The sequence below is a fragment of the Kribbella sp. NPDC004536 genome (assembly GCF_042873835.1).
Taxonomy (GTDB): domain Bacteria; phylum Actinomycetota; class Actinomycetes; order Propionibacteriales; family Kribbellaceae; genus Kribbella.
Map to the genome: position 1 here is coordinate 1,338,010 of NZ_JBIALY010000003.1, position 22,748 is coordinate 1,360,757.

Annotated in this window: 24 protein-coding genes and 1 tRNA gene; 17 read left to right on the forward strand and 8 right to left on the reverse strand. The window is 69.4% G+C overall.

The genetic code is table 11. From position 1 onward, the window contains the following. Nucleotides 1-3 precede the first annotated feature (3 nt). Both ACFYRU_RS31795 and ACFYRU_RS31800 read right to left on the reverse strand, forming a co-directional pair. A complete protein-coding gene (locus ACFYRU_RS31795; RefSeq protein ID WP_387665361.1) occupies nucleotides 4-882 on the reverse strand; it encodes a prephenate dehydratase in 879 nt (292 codons plus the stop codon). 39 nt (nucleotides 883-921) lie between these two features. Next, nucleotides 922-1,719, reverse strand: coding sequence for a lysophospholipid acyltransferase family protein (locus ACFYRU_RS31800; protein ID WP_387665363.1), 798 nt, complete (start codon nucleotides 1,717-1,719; stop codon nucleotides 922-924). 168 nt (nucleotides 1,720-1,887) lie between these two features. Here ACFYRU_RS31800 and ACFYRU_RS31805 point away from each other — a divergent pair, with 168 nt between their 5' ends. The 9 genes from ACFYRU_RS31805 (at nucleotide 1,888) to ACFYRU_RS31845 (ending at nucleotide 12,948) form a co-directional block, all read left to right on the forward strand. Next, nucleotides 1,888-2,388 carry a DUF1772 domain-containing protein gene (locus ACFYRU_RS31805; protein ID WP_387665365.1) on the forward strand — a complete coding sequence of 167 codons (501 nt, stop codon included), beginning with the start codon at nucleotides 1,888-1,890 and terminating at the stop codon, nucleotides 2,386-2,388. Between the two features lie 56 nt (nucleotides 2,389-2,444). Then, nucleotides 2,445-3,311, forward strand: a complete 867-nt coding sequence (locus ACFYRU_RS31810) for a hypothetical protein (protein ID WP_387665367.1) — start codon at nucleotides 2,445-2,447, stop codon at nucleotides 3,309-3,311. Nucleotides 3,312-3,402: 91 nt separating this feature from the next. Continuing rightward, nucleotides 3,403-4,230 (forward strand): TIGR03936 family radical SAM-associated protein, encoded by an 828-nt coding sequence (locus ACFYRU_RS31815; RefSeq protein WP_387665369.1) that lies wholly within the window; start codon nucleotides 3,403-3,405, stop codon nucleotides 4,228-4,230. Nucleotides 4,231-4,376: 146 nt separating this feature from the next. Further along, complete coding sequence (locus ACFYRU_RS31820; RefSeq protein WP_387665371.1) at nucleotides 4,377-7,943, forward strand: Rne/Rng family ribonuclease; 3,567 nt, start codon at nucleotides 4,377-4,379, stop codon at nucleotides 7,941-7,943. Nucleotides 7,944-8,109: 166 nt separating this feature from the next. Next, the gene (gene rplU / locus ACFYRU_RS31825) at nucleotides 8,110-8,424 is read left to right on the forward strand and encodes a 50S ribosomal protein L21 (protein ID WP_387666069.1); all 315 of its coding nucleotides are present in this window, start codon (nucleotides 8,110-8,112) and stop codon (nucleotides 8,422-8,424) included. Between the two features lie 11 nt (nucleotides 8,425-8,435). After that, a complete protein-coding gene (gene rpmA, locus ACFYRU_RS31830) occupies nucleotides 8,436-8,696 on the forward strand; it encodes a 50S ribosomal protein L27 (protein ID WP_130381076.1) in 261 nt (86 codons plus the stop codon). 109 nt (nucleotides 8,697-8,805) lie between these two features. Next, nucleotides 8,806-10,389, forward strand: a complete 1,584-nt coding sequence (obgE, locus tag ACFYRU_RS31835; protein WP_387665375.1) for a GTPase ObgE — start codon at nucleotides 8,806-8,808, stop codon at nucleotides 10,387-10,389. Nucleotides 10,390-10,393: 4 nt separating this feature from the next. After that, nucleotides 10,394-11,521, forward strand: a complete 1,128-nt coding sequence (proB, locus tag ACFYRU_RS31840) for a glutamate 5-kinase (RefSeq protein WP_387665378.1) — start codon at nucleotides 10,394-10,396, stop codon at nucleotides 11,519-11,521. A 182-nt stretch (nucleotides 11,522-11,703) separates the two neighbouring features. Further along, the gene (locus ACFYRU_RS31845) at nucleotides 11,704-12,948 is read left to right on the forward strand and encodes a glutamate-5-semialdehyde dehydrogenase (protein ID WP_387665381.1); all 1,245 of its coding nucleotides are present in this window, start codon (nucleotides 11,704-11,706) and stop codon (nucleotides 12,946-12,948) included. Here ACFYRU_RS31845 and ACFYRU_RS31850 read toward each other — a convergent pair. Both ACFYRU_RS31850 and ACFYRU_RS31855 read right to left on the reverse strand, forming a co-directional pair. Further along, nucleotides 12,938-13,441 (reverse strand): 4'-phosphopantetheinyl transferase family protein, encoded by a 504-nt coding sequence (locus ACFYRU_RS31850; protein WP_387665383.1) that lies wholly within the window; start codon nucleotides 13,439-13,441, stop codon nucleotides 12,938-12,940. The two genes, ACFYRU_RS31845 and ACFYRU_RS31850, sit on opposite strands and share 11 nt — an antisense overlap. A gap of 137 nt (nucleotides 13,442-13,578) precedes the next feature. Beyond that, the gene (locus ACFYRU_RS31855; protein WP_387665385.1) at nucleotides 13,579-14,157 is read right to left on the reverse strand and encodes a PadR family transcriptional regulator; all 579 of its coding nucleotides are present in this window, start codon (nucleotides 14,155-14,157) and stop codon (nucleotides 13,579-13,581) included. A 66-nt stretch (nucleotides 14,158-14,223) separates the two neighbouring features. Between ACFYRU_RS31855 and ACFYRU_RS31860 the strand changes: the two genes are divergently transcribed. Next, entirely contained in the window at nucleotides 14,224-15,105 is an 882-nt protein-coding gene (locus ACFYRU_RS31860; RefSeq protein ID WP_387665387.1) for an alpha/beta fold hydrolase, read from the forward strand. On the opposite strand, the gene ACFYRU_RS31865 is transcribed toward ACFYRU_RS31860, so the two are convergent. Continuing rightward, the gene (locus ACFYRU_RS31865; RefSeq protein ID WP_387665389.1) at nucleotides 15,098-16,165 is read right to left on the reverse strand and encodes a winged helix-turn-helix transcriptional regulator; all 1,068 of its coding nucleotides are present in this window, start codon (nucleotides 16,163-16,165) and stop codon (nucleotides 15,098-15,100) included. The two genes, ACFYRU_RS31860 and ACFYRU_RS31865, sit on opposite strands and share 8 nt — an antisense overlap. A gap of 88 nt (nucleotides 16,166-16,253) precedes the next feature. Here ACFYRU_RS31865 and ACFYRU_RS31870 point away from each other — a divergent pair, with 88 nt between their 5' ends. Continuing rightward, on the forward strand, nucleotides 16,254-17,453 hold the full coding sequence (locus tag ACFYRU_RS31870) for an MFS transporter (protein WP_387665391.1): 1,200 nt from the start codon (nucleotides 16,254-16,256) through the stop codon (nucleotides 17,451-17,453). Here the strand turns inward: ACFYRU_RS31870 and ACFYRU_RS31875 are convergent. Further along, nucleotides 17,386-17,835, reverse strand: coding sequence for an Lrp/AsnC family transcriptional regulator (locus ACFYRU_RS31875; protein WP_387665393.1), 450 nt, complete (start codon nucleotides 17,833-17,835; stop codon nucleotides 17,386-17,388). The two genes, ACFYRU_RS31870 and ACFYRU_RS31875, sit on opposite strands and share 68 nt — an antisense overlap. Before the next feature lie 143 nt (nucleotides 17,836-17,978). Between ACFYRU_RS31875 and ACFYRU_RS31880 the strand changes: the two genes are divergently transcribed. The 6 genes from ACFYRU_RS31880 to ACFYRU_RS31905 all read left to right on the forward strand — a co-directional run bounded on the left by ACFYRU_RS31880 (nucleotide 17,979) and on the right by ACFYRU_RS31905 (nucleotide 21,178). Then, nucleotides 17,979-18,107, forward strand: coding sequence for a hypothetical protein (locus ACFYRU_RS31880; protein WP_387665396.1), 129 nt, complete (start codon nucleotides 17,979-17,981; stop codon nucleotides 18,105-18,107). A gap of 87 nt (nucleotides 18,108-18,194) precedes the next feature. Then, nucleotides 18,195-18,353 (forward strand): hypothetical protein, encoded by a 159-nt coding sequence (locus ACFYRU_RS31885; protein ID WP_387665397.1) that lies wholly within the window; start codon nucleotides 18,195-18,197, stop codon nucleotides 18,351-18,353. A gap of 36 nt (nucleotides 18,354-18,389) precedes the next feature. Next, nucleotides 18,390-19,001, forward strand: coding sequence for a nicotinate-nucleotide adenylyltransferase (nadD, locus tag ACFYRU_RS31890; protein ID WP_387665400.1), 612 nt, complete (start codon nucleotides 18,390-18,392; stop codon nucleotides 18,999-19,001). A 7-nt stretch (nucleotides 19,002-19,008) separates the two neighbouring features. After that, the gene (gene rsfS / locus ACFYRU_RS31895; protein WP_387665403.1) at nucleotides 19,009-19,437 is read left to right on the forward strand and encodes a ribosome silencing factor; all 429 of its coding nucleotides are present in this window, start codon (nucleotides 19,009-19,011) and stop codon (nucleotides 19,435-19,437) included. Beyond that, nucleotides 19,434-20,078 carry a histidine phosphatase family protein gene (locus ACFYRU_RS31900; RefSeq protein WP_387665405.1) on the forward strand — a complete coding sequence of 215 codons (645 nt, stop codon included), beginning with the start codon at nucleotides 19,434-19,436 and terminating at the stop codon, nucleotides 20,076-20,078. Before rsfS ends, ACFYRU_RS31900 begins: the two co-directional genes overlap by 4 nt. 1,027 nt (nucleotides 20,079-21,105) lie before the next feature. Further along, nucleotides 21,106-21,178, forward strand: a tRNA-Ala gene (locus ACFYRU_RS31905). A 54-nt stretch (nucleotides 21,179-21,232) separates the two neighbouring features. Here the strand turns inward: ACFYRU_RS31905 and ACFYRU_RS31910 are convergent. Both ACFYRU_RS31910 and ACFYRU_RS31915 read right to left on the reverse strand, forming a co-directional pair. After that, a complete protein-coding gene (locus ACFYRU_RS31910) occupies nucleotides 21,233-22,051 on the reverse strand; it encodes a hypothetical protein (protein WP_387665407.1) in 819 nt (272 codons plus the stop codon). Continuing rightward, nucleotides 22,048-22,719 (reverse strand): pentapeptide repeat-containing protein, encoded by a 672-nt coding sequence (locus ACFYRU_RS31915; protein ID WP_387665409.1) that lies wholly within the window; start codon nucleotides 22,717-22,719, stop codon nucleotides 22,048-22,050. Before ACFYRU_RS31915 ends, ACFYRU_RS31910 begins: the two co-directional genes overlap by 4 nt. Nucleotides 22,720-22,748 lie beyond the last annotated feature (29 nt).

The following is a 22,748-nucleotide window of genomic DNA, read 5'->3' on the forward strand; positions in this document are numbered from 1 at the left end:
GGGTCAGTGGTGGGGGCGGAGGGCTCGGTTGGCGGCGGGTTCGGCTATTTGGGCGCGGAAGGCGTTGGCGGGGTAGACGCCCAGGATGCGGACCTCTACCGAGAAGAAGGCCAGTTCCTCGAGGGCGAGGGCTACGTTCGGGTCTTCGGGGTGGCCTTCGATGTCGGCGTAGAACTGGGTGGCGAAGAACATGCCGCCGAGCTGGTACGACTCCAGCTTCGTCATGTTCACGCCGTTCGTCGCGAACCCGCCGAGCGCCTTGTACAGCGCGGCCGACACGTTCCGGACCCGGTACACGAACGACGTGATGACCGGCCCGGAGTCGACCGGCGGTACTTCAGGCTCCCGGGACAGCACGAGGAAGCGGGTCGTGTTGTGGTGCTCGTCCTCGACGTCGGACGCCAGCGTCTGCAGCCCGTACAACTCAGCCGCAGCCCGCGGCGACAACGACGCCACGGTCGGATCGCCCAGCTCCGAGACCTCCCGCGCCGCCCCAGCGGTGTCGTCGGCAACGACCGTGGACCACCCGTGCTCGCGGATGATCTTCCGGCACTGCCCGAGCGCGTGAACGTGACTCCGAACCGTACGGATCTGGTCCAGCGACGTACCCGGAACACCGAGCAGCTGGAAGTGGATCGGCAGGAAGTACTCACCGACGATGTGCAGCCCGGACTCCGGCAGCAGGTGGTGGATGTCCGCGACCCGCCCGGCGATCGAGTTGTCGACCGGGATCATCGCCAGCGCGGCGCGCCCGCTGCTGACCGCCTCGAGGGCGTCCTCGAACGTCGTACACGGCAACTGCTCGCGCTCGGGGAACATGTCGGTGCACGCCATCGCCGAATTGGCGCCTGGCTCACCCTGATAAGCGATCGGACCTTCCACGGTCTCCCAGCGTAGACCCATGCTGTCTCAGCACCCGGATCAGGTGTCCGTCTTGCGGACCTTCTCCGGCGCGCCGGTGACCGCGCGACCCTCGAGCGCCTTGGCCTTGGTGGCGTACATGTCGATGTACTCCTGGCCGGACAGCTCCATGATCTTGTACATGATCTCGTCGGTGACGGCGCGCAGGATCAGCCGGTCGCTCTCCATCCCCTCGTACCGCGAGAAGTCCAGCGGCTCGCCGAACTTCACCGTCGGCGAGGCGAACGACGCGACGATCTTCCCGGGCGGGGCGACCACGTCGGTACCGATCACGCCGCACGGGATCACCGGCACCTTCGCCTCCAGCGCGAGCCGGGCGACCCCGGTGCGGCCCTTGTACAGCCGGCCGTCGTGCGAGCGGGTGCCCTCCGGGTAGATCCCGAACAGCTCGCCGCGCTCCAGCACCTTCATCCCGGCACGCATCGCGCCCTCGGACGCCGACCCGCCGGAGCGGTCGATCGGCACCTGCCCGGTGCCCTTGAAGAACCCGCGCTGGAACCGGCCCTTGATCCCGGCCCCGGTGAAGTAGTCGGACTTCGCCACGAACGTGACCCGGCGCCGGAGCACCAGCGGCATGAAGATCCAGTCCGAGTACGACAGGTGGTTGCTCGCGATGATCGCGGCCCCCGTCTCCGGGATGTTGTCCGCGCCGATCACGTTCGGCCGGAAGATCCGCTTCACCGGCGGGCCGACGACCACGTTCTTCAGCACCCAGTAGATGCCCTTGCCGTCGCCGTCCCCGGCATCCACGACCGCAGGGTCCGGCTCCCGCCGCGGCGACTGTGCCGGTTCCGTCATCGCAGTCCTCTCCTCACACTTCCCCGAACCCACATGATGCCGCACGACGGCCCGGTTCGGGGCGCTGAGCCGGGCGGACATGGAGGTGAGTTTCGCCGACATGTTCCGGGCGCTCCGGAACTCATAACTTTCTGGTGCGGGAACAACCCGCCTTACCGGAGGAGAGAGATGAACGGACTGCGGGTGGTAGCGCTGATGGCGGCCACGATGACCACGGGCCTGGTGGCCGGCGTGTACGGGATCTACGCGAACGCGTTCATGCCCGGCCTCGCGAAGACCGACGACAAGACCTTCGTGGCCGCGTTCACGGCCGTCGACCGGGCGATCGTGAACCCGCTGTTCCTCGGCCTCGGTTTCGTCGGCGCGCTGCTGTTCACGCTGCTGGCCGGCCTGGTCAGCCTGAAGGAGAAGGCGTTGCCGTGGATCGCGGTCGCGTTCGTGCTGTACCTGATCTCGATGATCGTCACGATCGCGGTGAACGTACCGCTGAACGACGCGATGAAGGCGGCCGGTGATCCCTCGACGATCGACGTCGCCGCGGTCCGGGCCGCGTTCGACGAGGCGAAGTGGACGACGTACAACCTGGTCCGCACGGTGCTCGCGCTGGTCTCGTTCGGCTTCCTCGGCTGGGCGTTGTACCTGACCGGAAAGTCCGCGGTCCAGCCCTGAGGTTATTTGCAGTATTTGCAGGTACCGTTCGATGCGATTCGGACCTGGGGGTAGTGATGAAGGACTGGTGGGACGACCGTCCGGTGTTCTCGACGGCCGACACGGGGTCGCGGATCACCGGGCTGGCCCCCGGCGAGTCGCCCGGTCACGTGACGACCCGCCTGGCGGTCCTGGGCGCGCTGTGCTTCGTGGCCTGGAGCGCCGCGAGTCTGCTCGGTACGTCCTGGTTGTGCAACGCGTCGTCGGCGCCGGCCGGGACCTGCGCCGTCGGCTTCCCGAGCGGCGTCCGGCTGCTCTGGCGGATCCTCGCGACCGTCGTCGTCGCGTACGTCCTGCTGCACTTCTCGCTCTCGTTCGGTGAGAACGCGCGGCAACGCCTCGGCCAGAGCCGGGCGGCGGGGCTGCTCGTCGGATCGGCACTGCTTGCCGGAATCGCTGTCGGCGCAGGCTTTTCGGTCGCGGCCGGCTTCTCCACAGACCCGTCGGAGACGCTCCGGCGGACCCTCGACTTCCGGATCGGCACCGAGGCGTACGCCATCTCGGCGGCGCTCGCGCTGGTCGCCGTACTGTGGTGGATCTTCGTACTGGGCCGGCTGCCCGCGGCGCTGGTGACGGCCCGGGAGCGGCAGGCAACGATCGAACGGCTGCGGCGCGACGGGCACCGGTACGCCGGCACTGTGAAGCTCGGCCGGATCGTGTTCTGGCTCGGGCAGAGCCCGGAGCTCGAGGTCACGATCGCGTACGACTCGCCGGCCGGTGCGCACGAGATCAAGGCCCGGATGCGGACCTCGCCCGACCGGGTCCCCGCCGACGGCAGCAGGGTCGTGGTCCTCGACGACCTCCGCGGCGACCTGCACATCGAACTCGACCGCGACGCCACCCCCTCCTTCGAGCCGCCGGAGCGGTACAGCGCATCGGAGTGAGCCCGGTGGCGGCCTGTTTCGCCGCTGGCCGGTTGCAACCCGTCAGCGGCCCTACAACCCGCCATCGGTGCGGGGCTGAGACACTGTGCACGTGCCACCAGTACAAGCTCCGCCCTCGCAGCAGCTGCCCGCCGTACAGAAACTGCGGGTGCGCTTCGCCAAGCGTGGGCGGTTGCGATTCACCTCACACCGCGACTTCCAGCGGGCCTTCGAGCGCGCCGTCCGGCGGGCCGGCCTGCCGGTCGCGTTCTCGCACGGTTTCAGCCCGCACCCGAAGATCTCGTACGCGGGTGCCGCGCCGACCGGGGCTGCCTCCGAGGCGGAGTACCTGGAGATCTCGCTCACACACGAGCGGGACGCCGAACAGGTCCGGGCCGCCCTCGACGAGGCGCTGCCGCCCGGGCTGGACGTCCTCGAGGTAGTGGTCGCCGGGCCGGGTGCGCTGGCCGAGCGGCTGGAGGCCAGCGAGTGGCGGATCGCGTTGCCCGGTACGGATCCGGAGGCGGCCGCGGCGGCGGTCGAGGCGTTCCTGGCCCGGGACGAAATTCTGGTCGAGCGCATGACCAAACGGGGACTTCGCTCGTTCGACTGTCGGGCTGCCGTTCTCCGACTCACCGTCGCGAGTGAACCGGGGTCGGTTGCGACGTGTGCGATACTGCAAGTGGTGTTACGGCACGGAACCCCGGCCGTGAGACCCGACGACGTTCTCGCCGGTGTGCACGAGGTGGCGACGCTGACGGTGACGGGCCCGGCTCTTTTGACCAGGCTCGCCCAAGGCCCGCTGACCACGGACACCGGCACGGTGGAAGACCCGCTCGCTCGTGACCGCGACGCCAACCAGGCGACCGCGACCGGCCAGGCAGGTCCCCGCCAGACGCACACAGCGGAGGGCGACGCCGCCGCTCCCTCTGTGCCCTGAGCGCGGGGCGGGGCGGATCCAGCAGGCTTCCGCCACACCGCGGCACTGGTGCCAGGTGTGGCGAACCGTGACCGCCTTACGGCCGGCGCCCGGGACCCGTGACAGGGGTCGGGGATGCGCCGCAGGGCTTGAGGAGACCGCACTACATGCTCGACAACGAGCCGACCACCGAAGCAGCCGGCACGGCTGCCCCCGCCCGCAGGACTGCGAAGAAGACCGCAGCCGCGAAGAAGACCACCGCCAAGAAGGCCGCCACCACGCGCAAGCGCATCGTGAAGGAGGCCGCCGCGGTTCCGACCCAGTCCGACGACCAGGCTGCCGACCCGGTGCCCGCGACGGGTACGGCGAAGAAGACCGCGGCCAAGAAGGCCGCCCAGAAGGCGGCCGCGAAGAAGACCGCGGTCAAGAAGGCCGCCGCGAAGGCGCCGGCCAAGAAGACCGCGAAGCGCGCCGCCAAGAGGCCGGCCGACCAGGACGCGTTCCCCGAGCTCGCCGGCGAGACGCCGACGTCCGTCGCGGACGCCGGACCGGTCGTCGAGAGCGCGCCGGCGGCGAAGAAGACCACCCGTAAGCGCGCCGCCAAGAAGACGGCGGACACAGCGCTGACGGCGACCGACGCACCGGTCACCGACGGCCCGGTCGCTGACGCCGCAGGCAACGACCCGGCTGCCGAGGCGCCGGCCCGCAAGCGCACCTCCCGCCGCCGCACCACCAAGTCGGCCGAGAGCGCCGCCCCGGCAGACGTATCCGCCGACGCCACGCAGGCAACCGCAACCGCATCCGCGGACGCCGGCCGCGCGGATGCTTCCGCAGGCGCCGGCCGACCGGACGCATCCACTTCCACGGGCGCCGGCCGCGCGGCTGCATCCGCCTCCGCGGACGGCTCCGGCGCGTCCGACGCGGCGACGACAGGTGCCGACTCCGGCGCGGAGGCGCCGAGTACGACCCGGCGTAGCCGGCGGCGTCCTGCTCCGGCAGCGGCGGTGCTGTTCCAGGCGCCGACCGACGTACCGAGCGCGCAGGCACCGGCCGGCGAGGCCGAGGTTCCGGCCGCGTCCCCGTCCGTCCCGGAGCCCGGCGCCGACGAGCAGCCGGCCGGCTCCCGTCGCCGCCGTACCCGCCGTACGCACGACGCCGAGACCACCGACACCCAGCCGACCGCCACCGCGGCGGACGAGACCGAGACCACCGCAGCGGACGCCGACACCACGTCAGGCACCCGCAGCCGCCGCTCCCGGTCCAACCGCGCCGCCAACCGCCAGGTTGCCCAGACCGACGGCACCGACGACGGTCAGCAGACTGACGAGGTCGACACCGCCACGGCGGATGCCGACACCTCGGGCACCCGCAGCCGCCGCTCCCGTTCCCGGACCGCCAACCGGCAGGCCGACGCCACTGCGCCGGGCGAAGACGACTCCGCGGCCGACGGCCGTACCGGTAGCCGGGCCGACACGACCGAGGCCGACGCTGACACCGAGGTCGATGCCGAGGCCGACGGACACGGCGAAGACGGTGAAGAGGGCGGCGAGGGGACCCGTCGCCGGCGCCGTCGTCGGGGTGGACGCCGCCGTCGCAAGACCGGTGACGCCGACGGTGCGGACGACAGCGCCGACGAGCAGTCCGACGACGAGCAGGACGAGGACGCCGACGCGCACGCGGACGACGCCGACCAGGACGGTACGGCCGACTCCGACGACGACGAGGCCGCGGGCGGTTCGTCCCGCCGGCGCCGCCGCCGTCGCCGCCGCAAGGGCGAGGACAGCGGCGCGTCCGCGGACGACCCGGACGAGACCGTCGTACGGGTCCGTGAACCGCGCAGCAAGAACACCGCGAACGAGATCACCGCGGTCGAGGGCTCGACCCGCCTGGAGGCGAAGAAGCAGCGCCGCCGGGAGGGCCGCGCCGCCGGCCGTCGCCGTGCGCCGATCGTGACCGAGGCCGAGTTCCTGGCCCGCCGCGAGTCGGTCGAGCGGACGATGGTGATCCGGTCCCGCGAGGACCTGACCCAGATCGCGGTGTCCGAGGACAACGTCCTGGTCGAGCACTACGTGGCCGCGGCGGAGCAGACCTCGCTGATCGGCAACGTGTACCTCGGCCGCGTGCAGAACGTGCTGCCCAGCATGGAGGCCGCGTTCATCGACATCGGCAAGGGCCGCAACGCGGTGCTGTACGCCGGTGAGGTGGACTGGGCGACCCTTGGTGGCGCCAACGGCCCGCGCAAGATCGAGCAGGTGCTGAAGTCCGGCCAGTCGGTGCTCGTCCAGGTGACGAAGGACCCGATCGGCCACAAGGGCGCCCGCCTGACGAACCAGATCAGCCTGCCCGGCCGGTACGTCGTGTACGTACCGCGCGGCGGCAACGGCGGCATCAGCCGCAAGCTGCCCGACACCGAGCGGAACCGGCTGAAGACGATCCTGAAGGACATCGTCCCCGACGAGGCCGGCGTGATCGTCCGGACCGCCGCCGAGGGTGCCTCGGAGGAGGAGCTGACGTCGGACGTCAGCCGCCTGCAGGCCGCCTGGGAGGACATCGACAAGAAGTCCAAGAACGGCCAGGCGCCGCAGCTGCTGTACGGCGAGCCCGACCTGCTGATCCGCGTCGTCCGGGACCTGTTCACCGAGGACTTCGCGAAGCTGGTGATCTCCGGCGACCGGGCGTACGACCAGGTCCGGGAGTACGTCGAGGGCGTCGCGCCGCACCTGGCCGACCGGGTCGAGAAGTGGAGCGGCGACGGCGACGTCTTCGCGAACTACCGGATCGACGAGCAGATCAAGAAGGCACTGGACCGCAAGGTCTGGCTGCCGTCGGGTGGCTCGCTGATCATCGACCGGACCGAGGCGATGACGGTCGTCGACGTCAACACCGGCAAGTTCACCGGTTCCGGCGGCAACCTCGAGGAGACCGTCACCAAGAACAACCTGGAGGCGGCCGAGGAGATCGTCCGGCAGCTCCGGCTCCGCGACATCGGCGGCATCATCGTGATCGACTTCATCGACATGGTGCTGGAGTCCAACCGGGACCTGGTGCTGCGCCGGCTGGTCGAGTGCCTGGGCCGGGACCGGACCAAGCACCAGGTCGCCGAGGTGACGTCGCTGGGCCTGGTCCAGATGACCCGGAAGCGGATCGGTACCGGTCTGCTCGAGGCGTTCAGCGAGAACTGCGACCACTGCGGTGGGCGTGGGCTGATCCTGCACGACGAGCCGAAGGAGTCCCGCCGCAACGGCCGCACCGGCCAGCAGAGCGGGAACGGCCAGCAGAACGGTCACGACCACGCCAAGCCCGCCGCCCAGGCGGACGACAGCAGCCGGAAGAGCTCGCGCCGCCGCCGCGGCCGCGGCCGCGGCGACGACGAGCCGCAGGTCGCCGAGGCCGAGGCCTCGCACAACGGTGACGCGGCGCAGCGGCTCGCGCAGATCGCCGCCGCGTCGGTGAAGAAGGACGGTGTGGAGGGTACGGTCGCGACGCCGGAACCGACCGGCTATCCGGTCACCGCCGAGACCGACCAGCACGTGAGCCCGGAAGCCACCGGGTTCCCGACCGCGGAGGCATCAGCCGCCCAAACCGGAGCCGCCGAAACCGCGGCCGAGGCGGATGCGGCGCAGGACGGTGCACCGAAGACGACCCGGCGGCGGCGGAGCAGCCGCAGCCGGAGCAAGACCGCTACCGAGAGTGACAGCACCGAGCCTTCGGAGCTCGTCACCACCGGCAGCTGAACCGATTTCGAGTTTGCCAGCCTCGGGCTGTACGCTTGTGGTTCGGTGCGCTCCGAGCGCACCGAACCTGTGCTCGGTGTGAAAGTGTGGGAGACGAGGTTTCTTCCGTTTCACTCACACTTGCACGCCTGTAAGTTTTCCGATCCAGCAGAGAGTGAGATCCACGGTGTACGCGATCGTGCGCAGTGGCGGCACCCAGCAGAAGGTCGCCGTCGGCGATGTCATCGAGATCGACAGCCTGACCGACAAGGTCGGCGACACTGTGTCGCTGCCCGCGGTCCTCGTCGTCGATGGCGACACCGTGACGGCCGACGCTGCGGCGCTGGCCAACGTGGCCGTGTCGGCCGAGGTCCTCGGCCGCACCAAGGGCCCGAAGATCACCATCCTCAAGTACAAGAACAAGACCGGTTACCGCAAGCGCCAGGGGCACCGTCAGCACTACACCCAGGTCAAGGTCACCGCGATCGACGCGAAGAAGTGAGCTGATTACCAATGGCACACAAAAAGGGAGCGGCCTCGACCCGCAACGGTCGTGACTCCAACGCCCAGCGCCTCGGCGTGAAGCGGTACGGCGGTCAGCTGGTCAACGCCGGCGAGATCATCGTCCGGCAGCGCGGCACGCACTTCCACCCGGGCAACCTGGTCGGTCGTGGCGGCGACGACACGCTGTTCGCGCTGGCCGAGGGCCACGTGGAGTTCGGCACCCGGCGCGGTCGCCGCGTCGTCAACATCGTCCCGGCCCCGGCGGAGTAACACCGCCACCCGGTACAACAAGCTCTGTCGAAGGGCGGGTCGCGGAATACCGCGATCCGCCCTTTGTGCTGTGTATGTGGTTGGAACCAACAGGAAGTAGGCAACACCGATGGCTATCCCCAGTTTCGTCGACCGTGTGACGGTGCACGTCGCCGCGGGCCGCGGCGGGAACGGGTGCGCCTCGGTGCACCGCGAGAAGTTCAAGCCGCTCGGCGGCCCCGACGGCGGTAACGGCGGTGACGGCGGCAGCGTGATCCTGCGCGTCGACCCCGATGTCACCACGCTCGTCGACTACCACCGTTCCAGCCACCGCACCGCGACGAACGGTGCCCAGGGCAAGGGTGACCACCAGTCCGGCAGCAACGGCGGCGACGTGGTCCTCGGCGTCCCGGACGGCACCGTGATCAGCACGGCGAACGGCGAAGTACTCGCCGATCTCGTCGGCCCCGGCGCGGAGTTCGTCGCGGCACAGGGCGGCAAGGGCGGTCTCGGCAACGCGGCGCTGGCGAGCAGTACGCGCCGGGCGCCCGGGTTCGCGCTGCTCGGTGAGGACGGCGAGGAACGTACGCTCGTCCTGGAGCTGAAGGTCGTCGCGGACGTCGGCCTGGTCGGCTTCCCGAGCGCGGGCAAGTCGTCGCTGGTCGCCGCGATCAGCCGCGCCCGCCCGAAGATCGCCGACTACCCGTTCACCACCCTCGTTCCGAACCTCGGCGTCGTCGTCGCCGGTGACACCACGTTCACGGTGGCCGACGTACCAGGCCTGATCGAGGGCGCCAGCGAGGGCCGCGGGCTCGGCCACGACTTCCTCCGCCACGTGGAGCGTTGTGCGGCGCTGGTGCACGTGATCGACTGCGCGACGTACGAGCCGGGCCGCGATCCGGTCAGCGACCTCGACACGATCGAGGCGGAGCTGGCCGCGCACGGCGGGCTCGAGGACCGGCCGCGACTCGTTGCCCTGAACAAGATCGACGTACCGGACGCCCGGGAGATCGCGGAGATGGTGCAGGCCGAGCTGGAGCAGCGCGGGTACCGCGTGTTCCCGATCTCGACCGCGTCGCACGAGGGTCTGGAGGCGCTCAAGTTCGCGATGGCCGACATCGTCGTCCGGCGTCGCGCGGAGCAGGACAAGCCCGACACCACGCGGATCGTGATCCGGCCGCAGGTGCAGGGCGGGCCCGAGTTCAAGGTGAAGCAGCTGCCGGACGAGGGCGGCTGGCTGGTGCAGGGCCAGAAGCCCGAGCGCTGGGTGAAGCAGACCGACTTCGCCAACGCGGAGGCGACCGGCTACCTCGCGGACCGGCTGAACCGGCTCGGTGTCGAGGAGGAGCTGGCCAAGCTCGGCGCGCAGCCGGGCGATGCGATCGTGATCGGCGACGGGCCGAACGCGATCGTGTTCGACTTCGCCCCCGACGTCCAGGCCGGTGCGGAGATCCTCGCCCGGCGCGGCGAGGACCACCGGCTCGAGGAGGCCCGTCCGGCGGCGCAGCGGCGGCAGAAGAAGGACTCGGAGTACCACGCCTTCCGCGAGGGGGAGCGGGCCGAGGACTGGTCGGAGTACGGCCAGAACTGGGACAGCGACGAGGTCGACCTGTCCCCGGCCGAGGCGAAGCGGGCGGCACAGGCGGCGGCGAAGCAGGCGCGTAAAGAAGCGCGCGAGCTTGCCGCGGCGGAGGATCTCGACCAGAACGGTTGATTTCATGACGGTGCATTCCAGGACACGGCGCGCGGAGGCGACCAACGCCACGCGGATCGTGGTGAAGGTCGGCTCGTCGTCGCTGACCCAGCGCGGCAAGATCGACCTGGAACGCCTGCGGTTGCTCGTCGACGCGATCGCGGCGCGCCGGGTCGAGGGTACCGAGGTCGTACTGGTCTCGTCCGGCGCGATCGCCGCCGGGCTGTCGCCGATGGGCCTGCGTTCGCGACCGCGTGATCTGGCGACGCAGCAGGCGGCGGCGTCGGTCGGCCAGGGGCTGTTGATGGCGCGGTACAGCGACGCCTTTGCCGCCCACGGATTGCGGGTCGGCCAGGTACTGCTGACAGTCGACGACGTGACCCGACGGTCGCACTACCGCAACGCGTACCGGACGTTCGCGCGGCTGCTCGAGCTCGGCGTCGTACCGATCGTGAACGAGAACGACACCGTCGCGACCACCGAGATCCGCTTCGGCGACAACGACCGGCTCGCGGCGCTGACGAGCCACCTCGTACACGCGGATCTCCTGCTGCTGCTGTCCGACGTCGACGGCTTGTACGACGGGGATCCGCGCAAACCCGGTACGGCGATGGTGACCGAGATCCGCGGCGCCGCCGATCTCGAACCGCTGGCGATCGGCAAGACCGGGGCGTCCGGCGTCGGTACGGGCGGCATGCACACGAAGGTGGAGGCGGCCGCAATCGCCACGGAGGCAGGGATTCCGGTGATCCTGACCTCGGCCGCGCGGGTCGGCGAGGCGCTCCGCGGCGTACCGGTCGGCACGCTGTTCCACCCGACCGGCCGGCGGCGGAAGACGCGCCTGCTGTGGCTCGCGCACGCGACGTCCGGGCAGGGCATCCTGCGGTTGGACGAGGGCGCCGTACGGGCATTGACGCAGCGGCGGGCGTCGCTGCTGCCGGCCGGGATCTCCGCGGTGGAAGGGACCTTCGCCGCGGGCGACCCCGTCGACCTGGTGTCACCCTCCGGCGTCACCATCGCCCGCGGCCTGGTCAACTACGACGCCTCCGAGCTGCCCGAGCTCCTTGGCCGCTCGACCCGAGACCTCGCCCGCGAACTCGGTGCCGCGTACGAGCGCGAGGTCGTGCATCGCGACGACCTCGTGCTGCTCTGAGCCAGGGAGCTGGCGGACGTCCAGCACTCACAACCTCCGCCGGAGGCGTCGTGCGAGTGCGGTTCACGCCTGGGCGCGCCGCCGATCCGCGTGATACTGAGTGGTGCAGGTCCGCCTGCCTTGCGAGCCGCCTGGTGAGATCTGCGTCCGCCCGCTTGCGGGTTGGGCAATACGATGAAGGGGTGAGCGAGATCATCGAGCTGGCGCGGCGGGCGCGGGATGCGTCGTACGCGCTGGCGGAGGCTTCCCGGGCGACCAAGGACGCGGCGCTGCACGCGATGGCGGCGGCGCTGCGGGCGAAAACGGAGGCGATCGTCGCGGCCAACGCTGTCGACGTCGCCGCGGCGCGGGAGGCCGGTACGCCGGAGTCCACCGTCGACCGGCTGGCGCTCGACCCGGCGCGCGTCGACGGGATGGCCGCCGGGCTGGAGCAGCTGGCGGGGCTGACCGATCCGGTCGGCGAGGTGGTCCGCGGGTACACGCTGCCGAACGGTCTCGAGCTCCGGCAGGTACGGGTCCCGTTCGGCGTCGTCGGGATCATCTACGAGGCCCGGCCGAACGTCACCGCCGACGCCGCGGGCATCTGCCTCAAGTCCGGCAACGCCGTATTGCTCCGCGGTTCCTCCTCTGCGAAGTCGTCCAACGAGGCGATCATCGCGGTCCTGCGGGACGCCGCGGAGTCGGCAGGCCTACCGGCAGACGTCGTACAGGGCGTACCGACCGATCGGGCCGCGGTGAAGGAGCTGATGCAGGCGCGCGGGCTGGTCGACGTACTGATCCCGCGCGGCGGCGCCGGCCTGATCCAGACCGTCGTCGGGGAGTCTTCGGTACCTGTTATTGAGACCGGTGTCGGGAACTGCCACGTTTATGTCGATGCGGACGCCGACCTCGACCTCGCGCTGGACATCCTCCTGAACGCCAAGACCCAACGGCCGAGCGTCTGCAACGCCGCCGAATCCCTGCTCGTCCACGCCTCCGTCGCCGACGAGTTCCTGGCCCGCGCCCTGCCCGCCCTGACATCAGCCGGCGTAACGGTCCACGGGGACCCAGCTGTTGTTGCTGCGGGCAAGGATGTTGTGGCGGCGACCGAGGAGGACTACGGGACGGAGTACAACTCGCTCGACCTGTCCGCGGCTGTCGTCGACTCGCTGGAGGCCGCGGTACAGCACATCCGCCGCTACAGCTCCGGTCACACCGAGGCGATCATCACCCGTTCTCAGTCCGCGGCCCGCCGCTTCACGCAGGCCGTCGACTCTGCGGCGGTCGTCGTCAACGCGAGTACCCGCTTCACTGACGGCGGCGAGTTCGGCTTCGGCGCCGAGATCGGGATCTCCACCCAGAAGCTGCACGCCCGCGGCCCGATGGGTCTCCCGGAGATGACGTCGACGAAGTACATCGTCATCGGCGAAGGCCAAATCAGGACCTGAGGAACTCACCCGCATCCCGCACCCGCACAACGGGCGGCTCGGCGCTGGTGATCGCCAGAGCCGCCCGATGGTCCGGGCCGACGTCGAGCCGCACCACCTGAATCCCCTCGGGCGCGGCGGCCTTGAGGTCGCCCCGCAGCCCTTCCCCGGTCGCCTTCAGTACGGCTTCCTTTCGCGTCCAGTACTCGGTGAACGCCCGTACCTTCTCGATTCCACGAAGCCGCTTCAGCTGCCGTATTTCCTCGTCGGCTAACGCAACCCCGGCCACTCCGTCGACATCAACCTCGGGGTCGATCGTTTCCACGTCGATCCCCACCGGCACGTCGGCAACCGCAACTCCGACCAGCTCGCCGGAGTGCGTCACCGACAACTCGACGCCCGCGGCCCGCACCTTCCCGTGCGGCTTCCCGCACTCAGTACACGTCCGGTCGAGCAAAACATTTGCTGCCGGCAACAAAAGCCGCGCAGCAAGCACCCGCCGCACAATCGTCACCCCCACCAGGAACCGAGCCCGGTCGACCTCCCGAACGTAAGCCGCCAGCCGCCCCCGCTCCACCCCGTCCAAATCCCCGCCGAACTCATCCCGAGCCATCCCGACCCGCCCCCACCAAACCTCCACTACCGGCCCCATCAGACCGGGCCCGGGGTCCAGGTGAGCTTGCCGGAGTTCAGGTCGTGGAGGACACCGTCGATCCACTCGGCCTCGGCGACTGTGACGGCGACCTGGTACTCCGTCTCCAGCAGCGCGAACCGGGGGATCGGCTTGCCGTCGACCGTCGACCCGAGCTCGAGCTGCAGTTCGGCGATCCGCTTCGTCAGCAGTTCCCGCCGCTGACCGAGCAACTCACCCGCAGCCTCCGGCGGCAACAGCATCACGAATGACAACCCCGCCGGAAACTCCGGGAACTCGTTCCGTGGCGTCGTGAGGATCTCCGACAACCACGTCCGGCACACCTCCCGCCCCTCGTCGGTCAGGTGGTACACCGTCCGCTCCGGATACCGCTCGTCCCGCTCGGTCGCGCCGGCCGTGATCAACCCGGCCTCTTCCAGTCGCACGATCATCCGGTACAGGCTGGTGCGCTGCCCGACGTTGACCACCTGGTCCTTGCCCCACTGCTTGATCAGCCGCTGCAGCCCGTACGGATGCATCGGCCCGTTCTCCAGCAGCCCGAGGATCGCCATCGCCAGCGTTGAGCGTCGAAAAGTCACCCCCTCACTCTAAGCGGCAAAGAAACTAGTTGCAATGCAACTAGATCACATGTAACTATCGATCCCATGAGAACAGCAGAACTGACCCAAGGCAGCGTCACCTCGCGGGACGGCACCGAGATCGGCTACTACAAGACCGGCCAAGGCCCGGCCGCCGTCGTGCTGCACGGCAGCATGGAGTCCGCGCGCAGCCACACTTTGTTCGCGGAGGCGCTGGCCGACGAGTTCACGGTGTACCTCCCGGATCGTCGCGGCCGTGGTCTGTCCGGTCCGCACCGCAGGGACCACGGCATCCGTACCGAGGTCGAGGATCTGGACGCCGTTGTTTCCGCGGCCGGAGCTGAGCGTGTGTTCGGCGTCAGCGCCGGGGGAGCGGTCGTCCTCGAGGCTGCGCGTACGCTCCCGTCGCTGAAGCGGGTCGCGCTGTACGAGCCGGCGATCGTGGCCGACGGCGCACCGCACCGCGAGTGGCTCGTCCGGTTCGACCAGGAGGTCGCCCGCGGCGATCTGGCCGGCGCGATGGTGACGAGCATGTTCGGCTTCGAGATGGCGCCCGCGTTCCTCAAGGTGATGCCGCGCGGCCTGCTCCGCTGGATGACCGAGAAGATGATGGCGAAGGAGGAACGCCAGGCCGCGCCTGGCACGATCACCATGCGCCAACTGGCGCCGACGATCCACGCCGAGGGCACGATCGTCGCCGAGCTCGGTGGCACGTTCGAGAAGTTCCACGCCGTCGCGGCCGACGTACTGCTCATGGGTGGCACCAAGGGTCTGCCCGGTCTCGAGCCGGGTCGCGCGACGCTGGAGAAGGTGCTCCCGCGGGTTCGCCGGATCGAGTACGACGGCTACGACCACGGCTCGTCGTCGGACCCGGGTGGCGTCAACCCGACCGGCAAGCCCGAGGCCGTCCGCCGGATCGCCGCGGACGTCAAGACGTTCTTCAAGTGAACGAAGCTGTCGTGAACGCCCAGTCGACCGCGTCCGCGATGTCGGTCACCGGATACCGCACCGCCTGCACGACGCGGTCGGCGCCGACGACGAGTACGACTCGCTTCAACCGTTCGTATCCACCTGCGCGGAAGGTCGGCAATCGCAACGCCGCCGCCAGTTCCAGGTCGAGGTCGGACAGCAGTAGGTGTGGGATGTCCTCCGCCTGAGCAAACGCCTGCTGCTCGTCGGGCCGTTGCGTACTGACGCCGCGGACGGCGATCCGCTGGTCCACGAACTCGCCGTACCGCCCGGCGAACAGCCGGTTCTCCAAGGTGCACCCCGTCGTACCGGCGATGTCCTCCCACCCGTCCGGCAACGGCGTCGGCCGCCCGGTCGCCGGATACCCGAACAAAACCGTCGCCCGCGCATCCTCATCGACCACGTCAACCGCCGTCCCCACGTCAACCGCCGTCCCCACGTCGACCGCCGTCCCCGCGTCGACCGCCGTCCCCGCGTCGACCGTCGTGCCGGCGTCGACCGTCGTGCCGGCGTCGACCGCCGTCCCCGCGTCGACCGCCGTCCCCGCGTCGACCGCCGTCCGCGCGTCGACCGTCGTGCCGGCGTCGACAATCCGGTTGTCGGCAATCGGGCCACCAGTCGCTCGCAATCGGACGTGCGGCACGCGCTGCCCCACGAGTTCGTGCAGTCGTTGGGCCGGCGGCTCGTCGGCCGTGTTCGTCCCGGTGAGCGACCCGTCGCCGAGCAGCCACCGATCGCCCCAGTCCTGCAACGCGACCAGCACCGGCAGCAGGGCCCGCCCGCGCGGCGTCAGCTCGTACGCGTACCGCGTCGGCCGGTCCTGATACGCCGTTTTGTCAACAATCCGACTGTCGACAAGCCCGTTCAGCCGCTCGGTCAGCACCTTCCGGGAGATGTGCAGCGACTCGGCGAGCTCGTCGAACCGGGCGAGCCCGCGAGCCAGATCGCGGACGATCAGCAGTTCCCAGCCGTCTCCGATGACGCCGAGGGACTGCGCGATCGCACAGTCCGGTTCCGGCGAGAAGCTGCTCCGCCGCATCTCCGTACCCCTCCGATTCCGGTTGCCACCCGCCCGCGCGGCCGAGTAAGTTCCCAACAGGAACTCACTCTACTGCAAGGGGGCGCACGTGTACTGGCGGCGGATCGCGGAACTTCCCACCTGGCTGAAGGCGGTCATGGTCGGCCAGCTCGTCAACGGCGCCGGCGCGCTGGCGTGGGTCTACCTGACGCTCTACCTGGTCGAGGACCGCGGGATGTCGGCGCAACAGGCCGGCTTCGCCGCGGCGGCGTACGGCGTCGGCCTGGTCGGCGGCAACCTCGGCGGCGGCTGGTTCGGTGACCGCTTCGGCCTCCGTACGGCGGCCCTCGCGAGCCAACTGCTCTGGGCTGTCAGCTGTGTCGCCATGCCCTTCACGCCCAGTCCCGCTCTCGCCGTCGTCGCCGCACTGGCCGGCCTCTTCGGCGGAGCCGGCCGCCCGAACCTCAGCGCGCTGGTCGCGATCTCGCTCCCACCGGAACGCCGCCGCGAAGGCATCGCCCTGTCCCGCACCGCCACCAACGCGGGCTTCACGATCGGCCCGCCGCTCGGCGGCCTGCTCGCGACGTACGACTTCACGTTGGTCTTCGTCGTCGACGCCGTCACCAGCCTGATCATGGCCGCGATCGTCTGGCGCTGGGTCCCGAACGCCAGACGCGTCGTCGGATTGTCGACAACCGGATTGTGGACGACCGTACTGCGTGATCGCGCGGTCCTGGTCGTACTGGCGACGATCGTGGTCGTGGACACCGTCTACCGGCAGATCTTCGCGACGATGCCGCTCCTGCTGCGCGACGCGGGCACACCGGCGGTCGCGTACGGCGTGCTCCTCGGCGCGAGCTCCGTGGTGATCGTCCTCTTCGAGGCGCCGCTCGCCGTACGGCTGCGCGGTCATACCGCGACCCGCGTGATCGCGGCCGGCTTCGCGTGCATCGGAGTCGGCCTGGCGGTCATCGGCGTCTGGCCGGTCCTCGCGGGCGCGGCCGTCGCGATCGCGGTGATGACCGCGGGGGAGATGCTCTACAAACCGACAGCCACGGCACACGTTGCCGACGCGGCCCCTGAAGGAATGGTCGGGCGGTACTCGAGCCTGTACGCGGCGGCGTCGATCAGCGGGATGTTCCTCGCGCCGGCGATCGGCGGTACGACGTACCAGCACGCGCCGCGGCTGCTCTACCCGGTGGCGGCCGGTCTCGCGCTGGCGGCCGCCGCCGTACTGCTCGTCACTCGGGCAGTGGCGCGGGACGTCCTTCCCAGCGAGTCGACAACACAACCGTCGTCCGCGTCCTGACCACGCCGTTCACGCGACGTAGCGAGCCGACGACCGCCTCCAGTTGGGTCACGTCGGCGACCCGGACCTTGACGACGAGCTCCTGGTCGCCGGCCACGAACCAGCAGTCCTCGACCGCGGGGATCTCCCGGACCTGCTCGACGACGTCGTCGGTCTCCACGTCGTCGCGCTGGAACAGGCCGATCAGCGCGCTGGTGCCGAGGCCGACCTGGGCCGGGGCGACGACGGCGCGGTACCCCAGGAGTACGCCGCGCTCCTCGAGGCGCCGGACCCGCTCCTGGACGCTCGGGCCGGACAGGCCGACCTCGCGGCCGAGCTCGGCCCAGCTGGAGCGCCCGTTCAGCCGCAGCGCCTCGATCAGCTGCCGGTCGATCGCGTCCATGATGCCTCCTGTTCACCGCAGATTCTAAGGCTGGGAATGCTCTGTGCCTTTAATTCGTTTGTGAGAGCGTAGTGCTTAACGTATAATTTGAGGTACCGGGGACAGTCCACCCCAGTTCCGCCGTACAACCCAGTGAAGGAACCATGATCACCCCCGATGTTGCCCGCGCCCGTATCGACGAGCGGCAGCGGCTGGCCGCACAGGCCCGCCGTGCGCACGCCGTGCCGTCCACCTGGCGCCGGCTGCTGACCCGTACCGCCCGCAACCGCTGACCGATCTTCCGCGACCGGTGTGCCCCGTGAGTGTTCCGGTGCCACCGGTCGCTGTCGTCCCGGTCGGTACGAGATAGGCTCTGCCTCATGCTTTCGTACCTGGTGCCGCTGATCGCGGTCGCTCAAGAGGCCGCGGTCGACGCCTCGCACATCTCGAAGTGGTGGTTCGGCGGGTTCGCGATGGTCGTGTTCCTGTTGCTGCTGGCCGTCACCGTCATCATGGGCAAGGGCCGGCCGCACAGCTGACACGCTGTCGTGCCGCACATTGCATGAAGGGCTGACGTGGCTGCTGTGGAGCGGATCCGACGAATCGGCGTGATGGGTGGCACGTTCGACCCGATCCATCACGGGCACCTGGTCGCTGCCAGCGAGGTGCAGTCGTACTTCGACCTCGACGAGGTGATCTTCGTACCGACCGGCCAGCCCTGGCAGAAGTCGGACCGGAAGGTCTCGCCCGCCGAGGACCGGTACCTGATGACCGTGATCGCGACCGCGTCCAACCCGCGGTTCTCGGTCAGCCGTGTCGACATCGACCGGCCCGGACCGACGTACACGATCGACACCCTGCGCGACCTGTCCCGGCTGTACCCGGACGCCGAACTGTTCTTCATCACCGGCGCCGACGCGCTCGCCCAGATCCTCACCTGGCGGGACGTGGACGAGATGTTCAAACTCGCCCAGTTCGTCGGCTGTACCCGGCCCGGTACCGAACAGCTCGAACTGCCGCTCGACCAGCTGCCGATGGACCGGATCACCCTGCTCGAGGTGCCGGCGCTGGCGATCTCGTCCACCGAGTGCCGCGCCCGGGTCGCCAAGGGCAACCCGACCTGGTACCTCGTACCCGACGGCATCGTCCAGTACATCGCCAAGCGTGAGCTCTACACCAACCGTTAGGACCTTAATGCCTGCCAGTGAACGCGCCATCGAGCTGCTGACCGCGGCCGCGGAAGCGGCCCACGACAAGAAGGCCGACAACGTACTCGCCTTCGACGTCTCCGAGCAGCTCGCGATCACCGACGCGTTCCTGGTCGCGTCCGCCTCGAACGACCGCCAGGTGCGCGCGATCGTCGACGCGATCGAGGAGAAGCTCCGCGTCGACTTCGACGCCAAGCCCGTACGCCGCGAAGGCGCGCGGGAGGGACGCTGGGTGCTGCTCGACTACCTGGAGATCGTGATCCACGTCCAGCACGACGAGGAGCGCGCCTTCTACTCGCTGGAGCGGCTGTGGCGCGACTGCCCGGTCATCCCGCTGCCTGCTGCCGACGGCTCGGTCCCCACTCCTGGCGCCGGTGCTGGTGCGTCTGGCTCTGCCTCGGCGTCCGCTGAATGACCGCGGGACGGCTCATCGTCTGGCGCCACGGCCGGACCGAGTGGAACCTGCAGGACAAGATCCAGGGCCAGGCGGACATCCCGCTCGACGAGGTCGGCGTAGGACAGGCCCGCGCGGCCGCCGCCCGCCTCGCGTCGCTCGCGCCCACCCGCCTGTTCGCCAGCGACCTGCAGCGCGCCGCCTCGACAGCCGGTGAACTCGCCGCGCTGACCGGCCTCAAAATCGAGTACGACGAAGCGCTCCGCGAGATCGACGTCGACGACTGGGCCGGCCTCACCATGACCGAACTGGCCGCCATCAACCCCGAAGCCGCCGCCCGCATCCGCGCCGGCGAACCCCAGCGCCGCGGCTCGAACGGCGAAACCGTCGAAGAAGTAGCCACCCGCTTCGCCGACGCCCTGACGCGCATCTCCGCCGAAGGCACCTCCGAAGACACCATCGTCATCGCCACCCACGGCCTCGCCGCCCGGGTCGGCATCTGCCTGTACCTCGGCATCCCGCAAGCGAACTGGCCCGCCTTCGGAGGCCTCTCCAACTGCAACTGGGTCTCCCTCCTCCCCGGCCGCCACGGCTGGCGAATCGAAGAATGGAACGCCGGCTCCCTCCCCGAACCGGTCATGAGCGACGACCCCCAACGCTGAAGGCCCCCGCTCCGCGGCGCCCGCCTTGCCGCCCGCCTCCGGCGGCGCGCACAGGTACTACCGCGTGCGGGCCCTGTCGAGCTGGCGACTCCCACCTGGCAGACCGCTGAAAGGACACCGCTTCGCGGCGCCTGTCTTGCCGGCCGCCTCCGGCGGCGCGCGAACACGCACTACCGCGCGCGGGTACTGGCGAACTGGCGACTCTCACCTGGCAGACCGCTGAAAGGTCACCGCTTCGCGGCGGATGTCTTGTTGGCCGCCTCCGGCGGCGCGCGATCAGGTACTACTGCGTGCGGGTCCTGGCGAAGTGACGGCTCCCGCCTGGCGGAGCGCTGAAAGGACACCGCTTCGCGGCGGCTGTCTTGTTGGCCGCCTTCGGCGGCGCGCGAACACGTACTACCGCGGGCGGGTACTGGCGAGATGACGGGCTCTCCGAGAGTCGGTCCCGCCGGGCGTCCGAGCGCGGTCGGCATCCATCGGCGTGGTCGCGGCGTTCCGCCGTACCGCAGGTGATGAACACGGCCAAGGCCGCCGCGTCGCGCTAGCTGCATGGGTCCGCCCCTGGCCCACACGGAGCCATCCGCTGTTGCAGAGCTCCGGCCACGCAAGACTCCGCGTGCGCCGGGTGGCGCCCGACCTGCATGTGCCGACGCTGGACCTGCACGGTGCGGTGGACGACCTGCATATCCCGGCGGACGGCGGCTGACCGACCCCGATTCGAACCGGCGCAGCCCACGTAGCCTGGCGTCTTGTTTCGCGGCTGGCAGGTTGTAGCACGCCAGTCGTGCAACAACCCGCCAGCCGCCCGACTCAGACGCGCCACAGCGGACGCCGAACGACCAAAACCTCACCATGTCAGGCAGTTTCAGCTGCCAGTACGGCCCGTGCGACAAGGCGACGTACTGTGATCAGCGAGCCCGCAGAGACAGCAACTCAGAGGTGTCCTGGACCACATCAGCCCCACGAGGGAACCGATTTTTCTTTGCAGGCACTCATCCGCTAAGCTTTCGGAGTCGCAAGACACCGCGGGGCTTTGGCGCAGTTGGTAGCGCGCTTCCATGGCATGGAAGAGGTCAGGGGTTCGAATCCCCTAAGCTCCACAGGATGAAGGGCCGGTCGCTTCTGTGACCGGCCCTTTCGATTGTCGTGGTGGCTCAGAGTTGGTCGATGGTCTCCAGTGCGAGGCGGCGGATTGGGAGTGCCAGTTCGGTTAGTTCGCCGCCGTCGGCGAAGCGGAGGTAGCGGGTGGCGGCGGTCAGGATTGCGATGTGAGCGGTCGGAGGCCCCAGGAAGTCGCCGAGGCCGGTCCGGAGTCTGTCAGCGAGAGCCGGGTAGGCGAGCGTCGCGCAGAGGAGTGATGCGGCGTCGTAGCCGACAGGCGCCTTGCCCCAGGTTTCCCAGTCGAGAATGGTCAGGTGTGGGGCGGTGAGGTTGGCCCAATGCAGATCACAGTGCGCAGTGGTCCACGGGACGTCGGCGATGTCGACCTCGACGCCGAAGAAGGCTCTGATGCCGTCGTTGAGGTGGTTCGGGTCCATACCGTGCTTGGGAAGAGGATGGGTTGCGAGGGCGTGGAGCGCGTGGTTGAGATCCGCGATCCATTGATCTGAGAGATGCGGCTCGGTGCTGGGCGCCATGCCGGCTGAGACGCTGCGATCCGCGACGAAGGTGCTGAGTTCGCCGCGCATCCTGCGGCCGTTGTCGTCCCACTCACGCCATCGCTCAACTATCGGCTTGGGTACCCCGAGGATCTCGTTGGCGGCCACGTTGGAGCCGAGATAGCTGCCCTGGCCCCACTCCGGGTCTGCGTAAACCACCCGTAGCCAGGCGTCCTGGCCGGCATCGAGGACGCGGCAGCCGACCGAATGCAGCCGCGAGGTGTGTACCGGCGCACCGGTCCGTCGAACCCCGAACTCTCCAGCTGCCCATTCCAGATGACCTTCCATCCAGGCGCGGCGACGGACGTCGTTCATGTGTTGTCCGGGTCGAGGTAACGCAGGTCGAGTTCGGAGACCAGAGCCTCGCCGAGTTCCTGGCGTTGGATGGGGTCGATGATCACACCGTTCAGATTGCTCGCTCCTCGCACCGTCGACAAATCGTTGCCTCTGACGTCGAAATTGGTATAGCTGCCGCCGTCGAACTCGACGTCGTCCAGAGCGCAGGCGGACATGTGGCCACCCGCGAGGTCTGTTCGGCGGAAGATGACCTCTTTGAGCCGACTGTCGACGAAGACGACGGGTGCGTTCGTACGGATCGAATCGAACGTCAGGTACTCGAGCCGGCATCGCTCGAAGACGACGTTGCTCCAGTTGTTGTCGACGAAGTTGCCGCCGAGGATCTTGCAGTCGCGGAACTTCACTCGCGCGAGCGTGCAGTCGATCCAGTCGCTCGACAGCACCACACACTGATCGAAGACGACCGACTGGATCATTGCCTGGTCGAAGGTTGCCCGCCGTGCCTCGATCCGAGTCAGCGTGCCGCCGGACAAGGCCGCGTCTGCCACGGCAAGGTGCCGGACGGACCGGTCGGCATACCTGAAATCGGTCGTGGAGGGGCCGCCGAGGTCGTCGACTGTGCGCAGTTCGCCTTCCTCGATGTGAGGCAACAACACCTTCGCCAAGCCGTACTCAACGATCTCCATCGACACCCGCTCAGAAGAGAAGCTACTGA

Coding starts and splice junctions, on each gene's coding strand:
- ACFYRU_RS31875 (WP_387665393.1), bottom strand. CDS start 17,835: ATGGACGCGATCGACCGGCAGCTGATCGAGGCGCTGCGGCTGAACGGG.
- ACFYRU_RS31880 (WP_387665396.1), top strand. CDS start 17,979: ATGATCACCCCCGATGTTGCCCGCGCCCGTATCGACGAGCGGCAGCGG.
- ACFYRU_RS31810 (WP_387665367.1), top strand. CDS start 2,445: ATGAAGGACTGGTGGGACGACCGTCCGGTGTTCTCGACGGCCGACACG.
- obgE (WP_387665375.1), top strand. CDS start 8,806: ATGGCTATCCCCAGTTTCGTCGACCGTGTGACGGTGCACGTCGCCGCG.
- proB (WP_387665378.1), top strand. CDS start 10,394: ATGACGGTGCATTCCAGGACACGGCGCGCGGAGGCGACCAACGCCACG.
- ACFYRU_RS31915 (WP_387665409.1), bottom strand. CDS start 22,719: ATGGAGATCGTTGAGTACGGCTTGGCGAAGGTGTTGTTGCCTCACATC.
- ACFYRU_RS31805 (WP_387665365.1), top strand. CDS start 1,888: ATGAACGGACTGCGGGTGGTAGCGCTGATGGCGGCCACGATGACCACG.
- rsfS (WP_387665403.1), top strand. CDS start 19,009: ATGCCTGCCAGTGAACGCGCCATCGAGCTGCTGACCGCGGCCGCGGAA.
- ACFYRU_RS31860 (WP_387665387.1), top strand. CDS start 14,224: ATGAGAACAGCAGAACTGACCCAAGGCAGCGTCACCTCGCGGGACGGC.
- ACFYRU_RS31900 (WP_387665405.1), top strand. CDS start 19,434: ATGACCGCGGGACGGCTCATCGTCTGGCGCCACGGCCGGACCGAGTGG.
- rpmA (WP_130381076.1), top strand. CDS start 8,436: ATGGCACACAAAAAGGGAGCGGCCTCGACCCGCAACGGTCGTGACTCC.
- ACFYRU_RS31820 (WP_387665371.1), top strand. CDS start 4,377: ATGCTCGACAACGAGCCGACCACCGAAGCAGCCGGCACGGCTGCCCCC.
- ACFYRU_RS31865 (WP_387665389.1), bottom strand. CDS start 16,165: ATGCGGCGGAGCAGCTTCTCGCCGGAACCGGACTGTGCGATCGCGCAG.
- ACFYRU_RS31885 (WP_387665397.1), top strand. CDS start 18,195: ATGCTTTCGTACCTGGTGCCGCTGATCGCGGTCGCTCAAGAGGCCGCG.
- ACFYRU_RS31910 (WP_387665407.1), bottom strand. CDS start 22,051: ATGAACGACGTCCGTCGCCGCGCCTGGATGGAAGGTCATCTGGAATGG.
- ACFYRU_RS31800 (WP_387665363.1), bottom strand. CDS start 1,719: ATGACGGAACCGGCACAGTCGCCGCGGCGGGAGCCGGACCCTGCGGTC.